General features: G+C 41.7%; 16 protein-coding genes. 8 read left to right on the forward strand and 8 right to left on the reverse strand.

Features of this window, described 5'->3' with window-relative positions:
• Window positions 1-88 precede the first annotated feature (88 nt).
• The 3 genes from TAO_RS03880 to TAO_RS03890 form a co-directional block, all read right to left on the reverse strand.
• A complete protein-coding gene (locus TAO_RS03880; RefSeq protein WP_096526710.1) occupies window positions 89-721 on the reverse strand; it encodes a hypothetical protein in 633 nt (210 codons plus the stop codon).
• A 328-nt stretch (window positions 722-1,049) separates the two neighbouring features.
• Entirely contained in the window at window positions 1,050-1,184 is a 135-nt protein-coding gene (locus tag TAO_RS10065) for a hypothetical protein (protein ID WP_269459380.1), read from the reverse strand.
• Between the two features lie 356 nt (window positions 1,185-1,540).
• Window positions 1,541-1,819 (reverse strand): hypothetical protein, encoded by a 279-nt coding sequence (locus TAO_RS03890; protein ID WP_096526712.1) that lies wholly within the window; start codon window positions 1,817-1,819, stop codon window positions 1,541-1,543.
• Window positions 1,820-2,219: 400 nt separating this feature from the next.
• Here TAO_RS03890 and TAO_RS03895 point away from each other — a divergent pair, with 400 nt between their 5' ends.
• Window positions 2,220-3,794, forward strand: coding sequence for a hypothetical protein (locus TAO_RS03895; protein ID WP_096526713.1), 1,575 nt, complete (start codon window positions 2,220-2,222; stop codon window positions 3,792-3,794).
• Here the strand turns inward: TAO_RS03895 and TAO_RS03900 are convergent.
• Window positions 3,791-5,197 carry a PhoH family protein gene (locus TAO_RS03900; RefSeq protein ID WP_096526714.1) on the reverse strand — a complete coding sequence of 469 codons (1,407 nt, stop codon included), beginning with the start codon at window positions 5,195-5,197 and terminating at the stop codon, window positions 3,791-3,793. The genes TAO_RS03895 and TAO_RS03900 overlap by 4 nt on opposite strands.
• Before the next feature lie 217 nt (window positions 5,198-5,414).
• On the opposite strand from TAO_RS03900, the gene TAO_RS03905 reads away from it, so the two are divergent.
• From TAO_RS03905 to TAO_RS03920, 4 genes are all read left to right on the forward strand, one after another.
• Window positions 5,415-6,254 (forward strand): hypothetical protein, encoded by an 840-nt coding sequence (locus TAO_RS03905; protein ID WP_096526715.1) that lies wholly within the window; start codon window positions 5,415-5,417, stop codon window positions 6,252-6,254.
• A 127-nt stretch (window positions 6,255-6,381) separates the two neighbouring features.
• Entirely contained in the window at window positions 6,382-7,638 is a 1,257-nt protein-coding gene (icd, locus tag TAO_RS03910) for an NADP-dependent isocitrate dehydrogenase (protein WP_096526716.1), read from the forward strand.
• Between the two features lie 49 nt (window positions 7,639-7,687).
• The gene (gene sbcB, locus TAO_RS03915) at window positions 7,688-9,103 is read left to right on the forward strand and encodes an exodeoxyribonuclease I (protein ID WP_096526717.1); all 1,416 of its coding nucleotides are present in this window, start codon (window positions 7,688-7,690) and stop codon (window positions 9,101-9,103) included.
• Window positions 9,104-9,113: 10 nt separating this feature from the next.
• On the forward strand, window positions 9,114-9,560 hold the full coding sequence (locus TAO_RS03920; protein ID WP_197702513.1) for a GNAT family N-acetyltransferase: 447 nt from the start codon (window positions 9,114-9,116) through the stop codon (window positions 9,558-9,560).
• A gap of 148 nt (window positions 9,561-9,708) precedes the next feature.
• Here the strand turns inward: TAO_RS03920 and TAO_RS03925 are convergent, their stop codons facing one another.
• Window positions 9,709-11,190 (reverse strand): DUF4139 domain-containing protein, encoded by a 1,482-nt coding sequence (locus TAO_RS03925; protein ID WP_096526718.1) that lies wholly within the window; start codon window positions 11,188-11,190, stop codon window positions 9,709-9,711.
• A 161-nt stretch (window positions 11,191-11,351) separates the two neighbouring features.
• Here TAO_RS03925 and TAO_RS03930 point away from each other — a divergent pair, with 161 nt between their 5' ends.
• A complete protein-coding gene (locus TAO_RS03930) occupies window positions 11,352-12,002 on the forward strand; it encodes an epoxyqueuosine reductase QueH (RefSeq protein ID WP_172419055.1) in 651 nt (216 codons plus the stop codon).
• A gap of 78 nt (window positions 12,003-12,080) precedes the next feature.
• Here the strand turns inward: TAO_RS03930 and TAO_RS03935 are convergent, their stop codons facing one another.
• Complete coding sequence (locus TAO_RS03935) at window positions 12,081-12,377, reverse strand: hypothetical protein (RefSeq protein WP_096526719.1); 297 nt, start codon at window positions 12,375-12,377, stop codon at window positions 12,081-12,083.
• A gap of 179 nt (window positions 12,378-12,556) precedes the next feature.
• Window positions 12,557-12,940: a polymer-forming cytoskeletal protein gene (locus TAO_RS03940; RefSeq protein ID WP_096526720.1), complete on the reverse strand. Its 384-nt coding sequence runs from the start codon at window positions 12,938-12,940 to the stop codon at window positions 12,557-12,559.
• Window positions 12,941-13,393: 453 nt separating this feature from the next.
• Between TAO_RS03940 and TAO_RS09880 the strand changes: the two genes are divergently transcribed.
• Both TAO_RS09880 and TAO_RS09885 read left to right on the forward strand, forming a co-directional pair.
• Window positions 13,394-13,879: a patatin-like phospholipase family protein gene (locus tag TAO_RS09880; RefSeq protein WP_231910569.1), complete on the forward strand. Its 486-nt coding sequence runs from the start codon at window positions 13,394-13,396 to the stop codon at window positions 13,877-13,879.
• A 93-nt stretch (window positions 13,880-13,972) separates the two neighbouring features.
• Entirely contained in the window at window positions 13,973-14,875 is a 903-nt protein-coding gene (locus tag TAO_RS09885) for a hypothetical protein (protein WP_231910570.1), read from the forward strand.
• A 111-nt stretch (window positions 14,876-14,986) separates the two neighbouring features.
• Here TAO_RS09885 and TAO_RS03950 read toward each other — a convergent pair whose 3' ends face one another.
• Window positions 14,987-15,427 carry an Hsp20/alpha crystallin family protein gene (locus TAO_RS03950; protein WP_096526721.1) on the reverse strand — a complete coding sequence of 147 codons (441 nt, stop codon included), beginning with the start codon at window positions 15,425-15,427 and terminating at the stop codon, window positions 14,987-14,989.
• Window positions 15,428-15,467: the final 40 nt, after the last annotated feature.

Here is a 15,467-nt window from a genome sequence, read left to right on the forward strand (position 1 = left end):
AGAGGCGAGCGAATCACGTTTCAGGTTCTGTAAAATTTACAGAACCTGAAATTATTGGAATGTATTATTTATTACTAAAGATTTAATATTAAATACGATTTGTAAAACAAAGTTGAGCGCCTTTAATAATTAACTCTTTAAGTACCTGTAAAGGTTTATCTCCGGTGTAACTAAATTTAAATGTATTATTACCCAAGGTTCCTTGAACACTAAATGCAACCCCACCAAGGGCAAGGAAGGCAAAGCTCGCCGCAAGCGCGGTTTTAACAGTTATCGTTCCAGAAAGATAAGTTAGCGAAGTATCGCCGAAGATACTGCTCTGTTGAGTGTCATAGGTAACACTCACGAGTTCATCCATAGTACAATTATCACCTGTTATATCTGTTATTGTGAGGGTCGAGCTAACCGTCTCTATGAGCTTTCCATGCGCATTGCAAAGTAATAAATGGCTCTGGATCAAGCTTGAATATAGGTTTGTACTAGTTTCAAGCAAGGTTGATTCGGGTTTACCCTTTTTGACTTCAAAACCACCAGTTGGCGTATAGGTCACAGTGCAGTTATTATCAGCATCAAAGCTGTCTGGAACAAAAATTGTTGCCGCATTCCTACCCACGTCAGTCCATTTCGCTAAATTGTTACTTCCGAAGCTTCCAGTGTTCACAAAAAAGGTTGATTTTGGTTGCAGTTTCCTAATATCTCCAAGATCCGGAGACCAAGTCATACCCGTGAAACCTGATTCGGTTTTAATTCCAAAACTTTGGTTACTAAACTATCCCTTAGCCTCGCTGCTGTCTCTAGCAAATTCGAGGGTGTCTATGGAAATAAGGGTCTTTCCTGCTTTGTCGCCTGTTTTTTCAAAACCAAGACCTTGCCGGGGGGGCATTGTGATAGACTGCTTGCCATTCATCGCCTAAATTAGCGTCTTCTAGAATACTCGATTCAATCTTGGTATTTAGACCAACTACCTTAGTGCTTGCTCCAGCTCCTACAACGTATTGCAGGGGAACCGTAAATTTACTTTCACCTCTATAATTGCCCGTGATGTGAAGCTATACGCTGGAATTGGCGAAAACCTTCTCATCTGCTGCCAACTCTTCAGGTCGTTCTAAGAATAACCAGAAGTTTTTACCCGAACTATTTTTGTTAACGAGGTAAATAGTGTACTCAGTAAGACTATTAGCCATCTTTGCTGATTCCTTAAATTGAATGAATTTAAGAACGACTAGCACTAGATTATATTATCTAGCTAATAAAATATAATTTATTATTTAACATAAATCTATAAGAAATAACTAATATTTAAGTTAGCTACCCTTGGGAGGATGGGCTTAAGCGGAAGTGATGTGTGAGGAGGAGTACACTTATTAGAAGTAAGTTACGCTTGCCCCTAAGTCTGGTTGATTTGCGAACTGCAACTAATCAAGTAAGTTTGTTAGGAGCAAGCGAGTGAGATTACTAATGTATGACTAAAATTGTAAAAGAGAAAAACAAATACTAGCCATTTTGGCCACCATTAAAGCTAAACAGACTTTGTTATGAATTAATCATCGCGATTTGCTGCTATACCGTCGATAAATTCACTATCCTGCACTTCACCGTTATCATCAAGAGTTAAGCGCAGCTTGCCATAGCAGGGAACCCTGCCAGCGACGCACCCTGAGCCTTCCATGAGTACCTCATCGAAGGTAACATTAACTACCGCTTGGTGATGACCTTGCTCTATAAGCTCATAGCTTAAAGTCTCGTTATCTATCCATCCATTTTGACTACACAGATGTGTGAGTTCGCGGCTGCTTTTTAAGTATTGATCAATGTTCATGAGACATCTCCTATAATCTTTGAGCTTTTAGGGTTTCATTATGGCTGATTTTGATGTTGCGCTAGCAATACCTCATCAGCCCACTAAATTAATGGGCCCCCGTGTTTTAATTTATTCCCCCTCGATGTAGGTTCAGTAGTAAAGTAAGTTTAGCGCTAATTTAACATTGAAACAACAATAGCCGTTTACAGTAAGCACTAAGCTTAGATATTAATTAAGATGTTGGTTTTTTCTCCGCTTAGAGGGAGAAAGCGCAAAAAGATGGCAGATATTGATTATGGTAGGTAGTGGCTACTAAAAAAACGTCTATTACTTAAAAAATTCCCTATTTTTCACCTGAACTTATTAGAAGGATAACTAATCGAAATATAGAGCAGGCGCTAAATAAAAGGAGAAAGCAATGAAAAAAATGGTAATTATCTCCCTAGCGCTTATGGGCATCGGAGCGCTGAATGTAGGGCAAGCTGTAAATTTAGATTCTAACGGCTTAGGGGAGGTATTGATCTATCCTTACTATACCGTCAGGAATGGAAGCGATACTTTGTTATCCATAGGCAATACAACAAATAATGTTAAGGCAATAAAAATACGGTTTTTAGAGGCTGAAAATAGCCGTGAAGTTCTCGATTTTAATCTATATTTGCCTGCTTATAGTGTCTGGGTATCTTCTCTTACAAGCTCAGAAACAGGCACTGTGCTGACTACCTCTAGTGCTCTTTGTACGGTTCCAGCGATTCCATCCACAGGCGTAGCGTTTAGTAACACTGCCTATTCAGAGCAACAGGCAGATGGAGGAGATACCTCGCTAGATCGTACCCGTGAAGGATATATTGAAATTATCGAAATGGGAGTAGTTACTGATTCAGGTAGCTTTACGCCAGCAACGGCAGCCACTCCGGTAAATAGTATGCCGCAAGATTGCGCTACCCTGACGGCGGCATGGTCTGCGGGGGGGCAATGGGCGAGTAACCCCAATGATGGGATCACTTTTAGCCCTGGGGGGTTAAAAGGCAATGGAGTTTTAATTAACCTTAATAAAAATAGTAATTACAATTATGTTGCTGCAGCTATTGTTAATTTTGCTTCTGCTGCTAACCATACACCTCCCGGTGCTCTAAGCCCAAGCTTAGCAGATAATAGCGGTACCAGTGACGTGCTTACCCCTACCGGGGAGATAGTGACTTCCACTTGGAGCAATAAGATTGATGCAGTCAGCGCGGTGCTGATGAGTAAGTCCATAGTCAATGAATATAATACGGATGCTAGCTTAAATGCTGCAACTAATTGGGTAGTGACCTTCCCTACTAAGCATTTCTATGTGCAGTCAGGATCCCCTAATGCTAATGGGGTAGTCTCAACAACGCCCATACCGGCTACCGCACCCTTTACGAGTTTTTTTACTCAGGGCGGCGCTTGTGAAGAGGTAAAGCTAGCTATTTCAACTTCCCCGAAAAATAAGAGTAGCCTGTGTTGGGAGACCAATGTAATTACATTTAATAATGCCGTTGTACTTGAATCATTACTATTACTTAACGTGGATGCCCCGACAGATCAGGAAAGTGGCATAGCCCATTTATTTTTCCCAAGCGTAAATGGCGATCATAGTATTACTGATAGTAGTGGCGTTATTTACCAAGGATTGCCTGTAGTTGGGTTTTCTGCAGAGGAATTTGTGAACGGTACGTTAATTTATGGCATTACGCTTAACCATGGCTTTGCTCGTAAGATTAAAGCACCTACGGATAATGATCCTACTCTTAGTTCTACAGGTCTCTTAACTAATCTGCTGAGTGGCAATCTACCTGTAGAGGGATCGGGAGTAGGTGTTGTAGGTGCGGGTAGACTTGGGAATGTAGGCAATCCAATTACTGGAAACGGAAGATTAGGCAGCAAGCTAGGCGATGTAGGCGATCCATTAGGCGGCCTAGGAGGCGATGGGATTATTGGTGGAGGTGGGTTTGGATTTATATTCTAAATCCCTGAGGCAAAATCTGCGAGCCGAGATCGCTCTCCTCGCAATAACGTAATATGGCCACTGTGATCCCAGGTTTTAAAGTGATCCACCACGTAGGTTAAACCTGAGGTAGTTTCCGTTAAGTAGGGGGTATCAATTTGGGCAATATTTCCAAGACAGACGATTTTAGTGCCTGGGCCGGCACGGGTAATGAGCGTTTTCATTTGCTTGGAGGTTAAATTTTGTGCCTCATCAATAATAATGAAGCGGTTAAGAAAAGTACGCCCACGCATGAAGTTCAAGGATCGAATCTTAATACGGTGTTGAAGCAGATCGTTGGTTGCAGCCCGAGCCCATTCACCGCCGTTCTCAGGATTTGCCAATACTTCCAGATTATCCATAAGTGCGCCCATCCATGGGGTCATTTTTTCCTCTTCAGTACCCGGTAGAAAGCCAATATCCTCACCCACAGGAATAGTTACGCGGGTCATGATAATTTCTCGATAGAGCTTAGTCTCTAAAGTGAGAGTAAGACCCGCGGCAAGGGCAAGTAAAGTTTTCCCCGTACCCGCAGCCCCCAGCAAGGTGACAAAATCTACTTCTGGGTCTAAAAGAAGATTAAGGGCAAAGTTTTGCTCCCGATTACGGGCGGAGATTCCCCAGACAGTGTGGCTAGATGTGCGATAATTTTGGACTAACTCGATGATTGCTGTCTCATTTTCTCGGTTACGAACTATAGCCTCAAAATTATTTTCTCCTTCAATATAAAGACATTGATTAGGGTACCAGTCCCTTACTAAAGCGCTGGTAATTCGATAAAAAGTACGCCCTGACTCACTCCAAGAATCCATGGTTTTTCCCTGAGTCACCCAGAAATCGCAGGGCAGCGCTGAATGACCGGTATAGAGTAGATCAACGTCATCTAAAACTTTATCGTTATAATAATCTTCAGCCAGAATCCCAAGTACAGTGGCCTTGATACGAAGATTAATATCTTTAGATACTAAGATAACCGTGCATTCTGGATGGATTTCCTGTAACGCAATGGTGGTTCTCAGAATATTATTATCTGGCTTTTGACTTGGCAAGGTAGTTGGTAAAGCAGAATCGAGTTCATGAGTCTGGAAAAAAAGTCGTCCATAAGTATTCTCCATTTCTAAATTTTTAGCAGATAAGCGGAGTCCTTGATTAATGTCCTCATGATGATTAATTTGTGTTAATAGATCATTTAAAAAACGGGTGGCTTGCCGAACATTACGGGCAACTTCCGATGAACCTTTTTTAGCCGCGTCCAGCTCTTCCAGCACAATCATAGGTAAATAAATATCATGTTCATGGAAGCGAAAAATAGCTGCTGGATCGTGCATCAATACATTAGTGTCGAGGACAAAAATACGTTTATCAGTAAGAGATTGATTACTCATAGATAGCTAAAGGTACAAATAAAGGTAAGATGGGAGCTGGTTTTTTGATTTAGCTGTAATTGTACAAATGAATCTAGTGAGTATTTTTAAGTTTTTTTATCTTTTAATCAATCTATTGTTATTACCCCTTAATAGCGTACATCAGTTTAGCAATAACTAAATTGGATTTATTAATGTAATTAATACGAAAATGAGATCTCTAATAATATTCACGTTAATGATTGGAAATATCTATGGGGCTGATATACCCTTGGTACCCCCCGGTATCCAGTATGGTATTGAGCCAGAAAATGGTTGGTGGTGGGACCCAAACCGTTCTGGGCAAGGAATGAGTATTGAGAATCAGAATGGGGTACTATTTTTTGCAATCTATACCTATGATCAGTCGGGTAATCCTATTTGGTATTCAGCGAGCGGCCAGCTGATAAAAAATACTGTTCGTATTAATTTAAGTAGCTATAGCGGGGGGGCATGTCCTGATTGTCCTTATCATCCTCCAGAATTCAATCCTGCGGCCTTAGGTTCTATTGAAATTACTTTTACCTCTCCTGAAAAGGCTGAAATTACGTGGGCGGATGGCAGTACAACGACGATAGTTCGATATCAATATAATCTGGGTTTTGGTCTTGATCCCCTAGTAGGAGAGTGGGCGCTGATCTCAAAACAGCCTATTAATAATAATTATCAAAGCACCCGAATTTCCCTTAATAAATATCAATGCACGAGCGTGCTTGCGAATGATCCTCCGAATAATACGGTTGTGCTGGGAGGGACAGTTACCGCTATGCCTGCTGATGCGGTTAAAGTAAAGCAGCTTAAGCCTAATAATGATTTTATGTTCCTCATGAAAGTGAGTACCCCGGAGGGGCCTGATACCTTTTACGCTTTCAATATGAAAGGAGTCAATAAAATAGCAGGCTTAGCATTAGTCACCTCTGAGGAAAATTTTAGCTTGGAAAATCTGAGTACTGAAGGTAATCAATTTCAAGGCTATCGAGCGAAGTACTATAATTTCAGCCCCTTTGCTCCAGGGCCCGGTCGGCCAATATGTCCATAAAGTAGATGCAGAAAGATAGCGGTGAGTGGGTATAGGTTAAGCGGCTACTCATTATTATCTAGTGGCTACTGAAAACTTTATAAAATAAAATACAAAACAACTTATTTTCTAATTAAAAGGAATCTCTATGGTCTATGACCGAATTTCTCCTCCTGCTAAGGGTGAACCCATAACAGTTAATAAAGATTTAACCCTTGATATTCCTGCTCATCCAATTATTCCTTTCATAGAGGGCGATGGTATTGGCGTGGATATTACCCCAGTGATGCGTCAGGTGATTGATAGTGCTGTGGAGAAAGCTTATGGAAAAACCCGCTCTATTGCTTGGATGGAGGTCTATGCAGGGGAAAAAGCGATTCAGGTGTATGGTGAAGATCAATGGCTTCCAGAGGAGACTTTAGCGGCTTTGCGTCAGTTTGTAGTCTCTATTAAAGGACCGTTAACGACCCCCGTAGGGAAGGGTATTCGTTCCCTGAATGTCTCTATCCGTCAGGTGTTGGATTTATATGCCTGTATTCGACCGGTACGTTATTTTTCGGGTACCCCCAGTCCTTTGGCAGACCCTTCTCGTACCAATATGGTGATCTTTCGGGAGAATACTGAAGATATCTATGCGGGAATAGAATGGCCAGCGAAATCGGTAGAAGCGCAAAAGATAATTCGTTTTTTGCAGCAGGAGATGGGGGTAAAGAAAATTCGCTTCCCTGAAAGCTCGGGTATTGGCATTAAACCCATATCTCAAGAAGGATCTCAGCGTCTAATTCGCAAAGCTATTCAGTACGCTATTGATAATCATCGGCGCTCTGTCACCTTAGTGCATAAAGGCAACATTATGAAATTTACTGAAGGGGCCTTTCGTGATTGGGGTTATGAATTAGCACGGGAAGAATTTGGGGCTCAGCTGCTTGATGGAGGGCCGTGGTGTGAGTTAGTGAGTCCTAAAGATGGCAGTAAGATTATGATTAAAGATGCGATTGCAGATAATTTCTTGCAGCAAATTTTATTGCGCCCTGAAGAGTATGAGGTCATCGCTACCCCTAATCTTAATGGTGACTATCTTTCTGATGCCTTAGCCGCCCAAGTCGGAGGGATTGGCATGGCACCAGGGGCGAATATTGGGGATGCCATAGCAGTATTTGAAGCCACTCACGGGACAGCACCTAAATATACAGGCCAAAATCGGGTTAACCCTAGTAGTCTGTTACTCTCAGGAGAAATGATGTTACGGTATTTAGTATGGCATGAGGCGGCGGATTTAGTCATAAAAGGGCTATCTAAGGCGATAGCTGCAAGAACAGTCACCTATGATTTAGCGCGGTTGGTAGCGGGAGCTACCCAAGTATCCTGCTCTGGTTTTGGGAAGGCCATTATTGAAGGGATGTAGCTTTCTTTAGGTTGAGTTGCTAGAGGCCGTCCTTGCAAGGGTATATCCGATGAGTGTGACTACTTTCCTCTGGCATGATTATGAGACGTTTGGCTCTCAGACACGCCAAGATTGGCCCGCTCAGTTTGCTGGGATTAGGACTGATGCTGATTTAAATGAAATTGGCGATCCAATGGTGTGGTATTGTCAGCCACCCTTGGATCGACTCCCCAATCCCGAATCTTGCTTAATAACTGGGATTACACCCCAAAAAAGCTTGGATCAAGGATTACCTGAATACCGCTTTGCGGATGCCATTAATACGGCTTTGAGTACACCTGGGACGATTGGTGTGGGGTATAACTCTATTCGTTTTGATGATGAGGTTACGCGCTTTTTGTTATGGCGTAATCTAATAGATCCCTATGCCCGAGAGTGGCAAAATAATTGCAGCCGCTGGGATCTTTTCAATGTAGTACTCTGTGCCTATGCATTGCGACCAAACGGTATTGAGTGGCCCCTAAATGATGATGGCCAGCCTAGTTTTAAACTGGAAAAGCTCAGCGCTGCTAATCATCTGATACATCTACAGGCTCATGACGCGCTTGCAGATACCCGGGCTAGCCTTGCGTTAGCACGGTTAATTCGCAATCAGCAGCCTAAGCTGTTTGATTTTTGTTTATCTCTACGTAATAAGGATAGGGTAGCTCAGGAGCTGGGATTGCCCATAACGCCTAATCTGCGTCCTTTTTTGCATATCAGCAGTAAATTTAGCGCTGCCCGGGGTTGTCTAGCCGTGATGGCTCCCTTGGCTATGCACCCATACAATAAAAATGAGTTACTGGCTTGGGATTTAGCAGCTGATCCTTCAGAATTGATTGTATTAACAGCCGATGAGGTGCGGGAGCGTTTATTTACCGCTACATCCGATCTGCCTAAAGATGTTGTACGATTGCCTATTAAGGGGGTTCATCTTAATAAATCCCCGATTGTTATCCGTAATTTAAAAACCTTAATTCCTGAACGTGCCGAACGCTGGGGTGTGGATTGGAACGTCGTGGAGCGTAATCTTAAGCGCTTGCGTCAGCTGCCAGATTTGGGTTCATTGTGGAGAGCTGTTTATTCTAGGCCCGAGAAAAGTAGTCTTACTGATGTGGATGAGGATTTATACAGTGGCTTTTTAAGCGCCTCAGATCGCCATCATTTGGATCGATTGCGTACCTTGCCTCCACAGGAATTGGTAGGACTATCCCCTAGTTTTGATGATAAGCGTCTACCCGAGCTGCTATTTCGGTACCGTGCCCGCAATTTTCCCGAGACATTGAATGCTGTTGAATCTAAACGCTGGCACCAGTACTGCCAAGAACGATTACGCAATAGTCCAAATCGAATGGATACACTACAACCATTGGCGCAAGATCAACATAGTCAGTTGGTACTGGAAGCATTATATCAATGGGAACAGCAGCTTATGCTAGATACTTAAAGGCGGCTGGGTGGCGGCCCCCTCTTTAAAAACATCACGGCTGCTACTTCGACAATGGCATGATAAGGATTTACCTCTATTTGCTACCATGAATGCCGATCCGCAGGTGATGGAATTTTTTCCTGCGCCGCTGGATAAGCGAGCCAGTGATGAACTTGTTTTTACTATCCAAGCCAATCTTAAAACAAGCTTATTTGGTCTATGGGCAGTAGAAATTCTAGATGTAGCTCGCTTTGCAGGCTTTATCGGTTTGTCGGTGCCAAGATTAGAGGCTCCCTTTATGCCGGCGATTGAAATAGCTTGGCGACTTGCTCTGGAATACTGGGGCGAAGGTTATGCCACTGAAGGAGCGCAAGCGGTCTTAAAATATGGCTTTGAGGTATTGAAACTACCAGAAATTATAGCGTTCACCGCTGCAATAAATCTCCGCTCTATACGCGTCATGCAGCGAATCTAGTGCCAGCGATGATTTTAATCATCCAAGAATGCCTAGCGGCCATTTATTATCACCCCATGTGCTTTATCGAGCAAAATTTTTCAGTTATAGATCTAGAAGTGCTGAGTATAGTCGTTCAAGGGTTTAAGTAAGCCTAAAAGCAATGTATCTACCTCTCAAGGATGGGTTTTTTTTCAGCTTCGAAGTTGATAATGAGGGTAGTACGTTTCTCAGGAGGTATTGCTAATTGCCAAACTGCAGCATTAGCAGTTTTTTGTTGGTGGGGGTAGTTTTCAGCGAGAACATGGCAGTTATCTGGAATCAACTCAGTGATTTTAACTACAACAGGAATCTTGGTAATGTTTTGGATCTTTATTTCGAAAGTAGATTCAAAGGTATTGTAGGATAATTTCTGGTACCTTGTTCGCTGTTTTATTGCAGTGACATCAAAAGCTTGCCCAATCTTAAATTCAGCATAATCATCTTTATGAATCATGATATCTTCCCCCACAAATTGAAAATCATGAGCTAAATTTTGTTTATAAAAACGGACAATACCTGGGGGTAAGGGGAGTCCTAATTTATTTTCTTTACTGTTATCAAAGCGAAGAAAAATGGCTACCGGAAGGTTAAAAACAGTAGGGTAAGTGGGATTATCTTGGGTACAGGAAATATGGTCATGAATTTCATAGCTTTTCTGGATCGGGATATTACGCGCATTAAATAGCGTAATCTGTTTTGTCTGGTTATTATTAATCGTTGTTGCCTGCGCTAATGAGTAGAGATGATAATCCAGTAGCGCTTCTTCTTGGACAGTGGGGGCTTCGTTAGCAAGGGTGATAGCTTCTCGGGCTTGTGGTCTGGCATATTTAGCGAAGGGGGTAACTTGGTGGATATTACCCGCCATAAATTGCAGATGAGCCCCTTTGTAAGCAATGCCGGATTGATTCGTGAGGGTAATCCAGCTATTGAGATCAAAGTGATTCTCAGCCTCATTAAGCTGGGCGATATAATCCGCTTTCCAGCTAAGACCCCGGGTAAGATAGTTAAGTTCTAGTGTCTGCGGGCCAGTGAAGGTCGTATTAATCTGTGAGACTAAAGCGGGGTTCGTTCGTAGATTTTGGGGGGTCTGTGGATAGGTAATCCGATTTAAGGGAATTCCAGCTTCAATATGATCTTTAAATTGCAGTATGATTTCTGGATTAGCAGCCAGCAAAATGGCTTCTTTAATGGTTTGTTCACCGGTGGTTGGATGGTGATAGCGCACGCCAACTTTCTGTCCTACATATTTTTCTAGCAAATTCTGAGCGGTCAGTAAATCAAATTCATAATTTTGCTCAATAACGAAGAAATTTTTGGGCCGAGATAAGTTACGCAGCAAAGCTGTTTCGGGCTGAATTTCAGTACTTACATCTGTAAAAGCTAACGTATTATTGCCTTTTTTTAAGACGATTCGGCGCTGATCCCTTACTAAGGCGAGATTATTGTTATAGATGGTAATTGACACTGCTTTCTGATCGGCTTGGGTGGTTTGTATTTCTTCATTGCCCCAGGCGATAGTACTTGACAACAGCATACTCAGAATGAGTGCTTTTATAAGGAGAGTTTGCTGGCAGGTGGTGAGCAATATAGGGTTATAATACTGATCCATCTCTACTTTATCTCCTGTATTTTAGATTTCTTGTGAATATGAAGAATGGAATATAGACAATTTTTATTAATCGGATAATCGAGGTCAATCGCCTTATGAGATGTTTATAATAGAATCAATTTAGGTATTTTTTATACATGATTTATGAGATGAAATAAACGATGAATATGATAGCGACTAGAAAAAGATTGGCGCTTCCTGAAGGGCATTGTAAAGTGTTACTTCACTCTTGCTGTGCGCCCTGTTCTGGCGAGGTGATGGAGTCAATGTTAGCCTCTGGGATTGAGTTTAGTATTTTTTTCTATAATCCTAATATTCATCCAGTTAAAGAATATGAGATTCGTAAAAATGAAAATATTCGTTTTGCCGAGCAACATAATATTACGTTTATAGATGCTGATTATGATGTGGATAATTGGTTTGCGCGGGTAAAAGGTATGGAATGGGCACCCGAAAGGGGTATCCGCTGTACGGCCTGTTTTGATATGCGCTTTGAGCGCACTGCATTATATGCCTATGAGCATGGGTTTGATACGATTACCAGCTCCCTTGGCCTCTCTCGTTGGAAAGATATGGATCAAATTAATAGTTGTGGCGAGCGAGCCGCCACCCGTTATTCAAATCTGATTTACTGGACCTATAACTGGCGAAAGGCAGGGGGTTCTAGTCGTATGATTGAAATTAGTAAGCGGGAGGGATTTTACCAGCAAGAGTATTGCGGCTGTGTATTTTCCTTGCGTGATACTAATCGCCATCGCCTTGCTCAAGGTCGTGAACGGATAAAAATAGGGGTAAAGTTCTATGGTAAATAAACGTTTATCTGTTAGGGGCAGCTTAGAGTAACCCTAAGCCGCCAGAGGGCTGAAATAAAGCAATTATTAGGCAATAATTTATACTGCCGCTGGCGATGCGTAAGCAGCTGATGCTGCTGCGCTTCTTATTTTCGGTTGGCCTAGATAAAAGCCAAGGATCAATAAGCTAAATGCCATTAACAATAAGGAGTTAGGCTCGGGTATAGTTGTAGATGAGGTAGGGGGAGGGGGTATATGAGGATCGTTAGGAAGCGGGGTCCCTGCTATTTGTAGACCACTGCCTAGCGCGAAAAACCCATCAGGGGCAATAAAATTACCTTGCAGATTGCTACCTGCGCCTGCGGTAATTCCCCCGCTACCTAAATTAAACAGCACATCATTAGCCGATATCCCATCAAGAATAATAGAAGCTCCGGAGCCGAATATTAAGCCCCAGCTGCCAATGTTGATGATAAATTGATCCCAGCCTCACCTGTAAGCGTTAGGCTACTGCCAGCGCCTAGACTTAAGCCTGAAATATCAAATACTGATAGAGTCCCTTGGCTCTCAAAGGTCTATGAAGTACCAATATAGCCCTTATCTATACCGGTATAACTATAGGCTTGATCGGAGATAGATCTTAAATCGCTATGGAGGTTATCCCAAAATGATGCTCCCTCCTGAGTTGAAGATCCATTAATTGAAGCATTGGCACCCAATGATAAATTACCGTAACTAGCATCCCCACTTACTGTTGCCGAAGCGCCTAGCTCAAGAGAGTTATGAGCCCCTACGTTACCTTCAATATTAGCCCCGCTCCCTAGATTTAAATCACCGTACCAGCCTCCTGATCCTGTAGCGAGTAGTGTGTAATTTCCAGCTGTGCCTAGATCAATGGATATAGCCAATGAAGTATTTGATATTACTAGTAAAGTAATTGCTGTAAGCAAGTATTTCATTAATCTTGTCCCTTATTATTGTTGAGCTAATAAACTATTTTACCTAAAATTAATTACGCAAAAAATGTACCATTTTATTTATATGATATAAATCAATATATTATAATTAAATATATTTGTTAGCTGTTAAATTAACCGTCAAATATATGGCAATTGGATGATAGAAAATTACTATTATATTCATAGCTTTAGTGATTACTAAGCGTACATATACATTTATATTCTGGTTGTAATGTTTTATGACACTGGATTTGAGAGAGTGTAGTTAGTAAACAAAATTACAAATGAGGATAGATGAGCACTTAATGTAGCGGTGAGTGGTTGTTATTTTTTATCCTTTTACTATTTTTATGTCAGATAAAAATGGGAGACATAGAATAATTTTTCTGAGTTTTTAGCCTAGAGTTATAGCTGAAACCATTTTGTAAATAAAAAATAAAGAGATTAGCTAATATGAAAGAAAAAGCTAAATTAATAGTTGGAAAGGATGTTATCGCTGAAGAGCATGAGAAGTATGTTAAACCAAGGCGCGCATACGCAAAAATTGATGCGGGAGATCCTGAAAAAGATGCAGTGGGGTTAGGTCTATCAGGAGGCGGGATTCGCTCCGCCACCTTCAATCTAGGGATATTACAGGCCGTGGAGCTTTATGGCTTTTTAAAGCGAGTAGATTATCTTTCCACAGTCTCAGGAGGCGGGTACATTGGTAGTGCACTGACTTGGTTTATGTCTTTTCATCGTTCTGCTTTTCCTTTTCCAACAGAACGATGGTACGGGGAGCAATACAAAGCTGCGCAGAAGGCCGATACTATTGGTACCCTACATGAACATGCTTCTTACCTCACCCCTAGCCAAGGTTTGAACTTATGGTCATTGATTGCATTTATCCTAGGGGGCACGCTCATCAATCTGTTAGTGATTATTCCGCTTTTTTCGTAATTGTTGTCACCCTAAGCCTGCCTCATACTATAGATTTAACCAATAGTAAGCTCTTATCTTCGGTTACAACTCAGGGGTGGGGAGAATTTCATTTTGACACCGCTCTATTGTGGCTATCGTGGTATTTCTAATGATGATTCAGGTTATGTACCAACGTGTAAATATTTGGGCGGAAGCATGGATTTAGCCACGGCCTTTAGTATTTCAGGGGCAGCAGTAGACCCTAATACCAATGAAACCCGTTCCAAAGCGCTTTCTTTTCTGATGAGTCTATTCAATCTACGCATTGGCTATTGGGCATGTAATCCAAAAAAATGGACTGATAAGGTAGCAAAACACTGGGCGCAACCTTACTGGCTTACGTATACGCTACGGCAAATGCTAGGTATGGGGCTCAATGAAGAGCATAACCATGTCTATTTAACTGATGGAGGGCACTTTGAAAATCTTGGGCTTTATGAATTGATTAGAAGAAAATGTCGCTACATCATTGTTGTTGATGCAGGCCAAGATGATGAACGAAAATTTGAAGATTTAGGTAATGCAATGGAGAAGGTACGAGCTGATTTTGGAGCGAGAATTACGATCGATACCCAGAATTTGATGCCCAATCCTGATTTAGATTGCCTTGGTTTAAAGGGGCTTTTGCGATTCTCTTGGGTGCTAGGAGATATTAGCTATCTTCACAATAACGAAAAAGGCAAGCTGCTTTACATTAAAGCTTTAGTTGTTCCTGATCTTTCAGAGGAACTCTACACTTATCTGCGCGCCCATCCTACATTTCCCCATCAAAGTACAGCGGATCAGTTTTTTAATGAACTCCAGTTTGAAGCCTACCGAGAATTGGGATATCAAGTAGGGAAGCAGATCTTTAATCATTTCCGAGATAAGACCCACAAACCATACAAGGATAGAACACTTGATGATTTTTTTGATAGTCTCCGTAAGCTGCAGCCGAAGGAAAAAGATAGGAATGTGGCAATCATTTCCGATTAGCAATATGTTGTAATTTTTAAACCCCATTATTAAATGAATATGAGGCTTTAAAAGCCTCATATTCATTACAAACGTCTCTAGTACTTGGGGTACTACTTTATAGCTATACTTTTAGCCTTCGACCGTAATCTTACGGGTCTGGGATTGCTGGTTTTTAGGAATGACCAATTCCAAAACCCCGCTTTGAGAGCGAGCACTTACCTTAGCGGCATCCACAGAGCTAGGTAAAGTGAAGCGTCGTAAAAAAGTACCACTGACTCGTTCTACGCGCTTATAGCCTTGCCGTTCTTCAGATTTGCTGGATTCTCGATGGCCTTTTAGAGTCAAGATACTATTATCTAGGGTAATCTCAATATCTTTACCTTCAACCCCAGGTAAGTCAGCGTAGATAATAAAACGGTCAGTATCTTCTTTTATATCAACCGCGGGTACCCAGTCACTAGTCGCCAAATCAGCCTCATCAGCATGTCGCACTGGACTGGTATCAAAAAGGCGATTAACTTCTCTTTGTAATTGGCCTAGAGTATGTAAAGGTTCGTAATATTTTGTCATTTTTACTTTCCTCCATATAGATAAATTTGGGAGCGTAGCT

This window comes from Candidatus Nitrosoglobus terrae, from assembly GCF_002356115.1.
GTDB classification, from domain to species: domain Bacteria; phylum Pseudomonadota; class Gammaproteobacteria; order Nitrosococcales; family Nitrosococcaceae; genus Nitrosoglobus; species Nitrosoglobus terrae.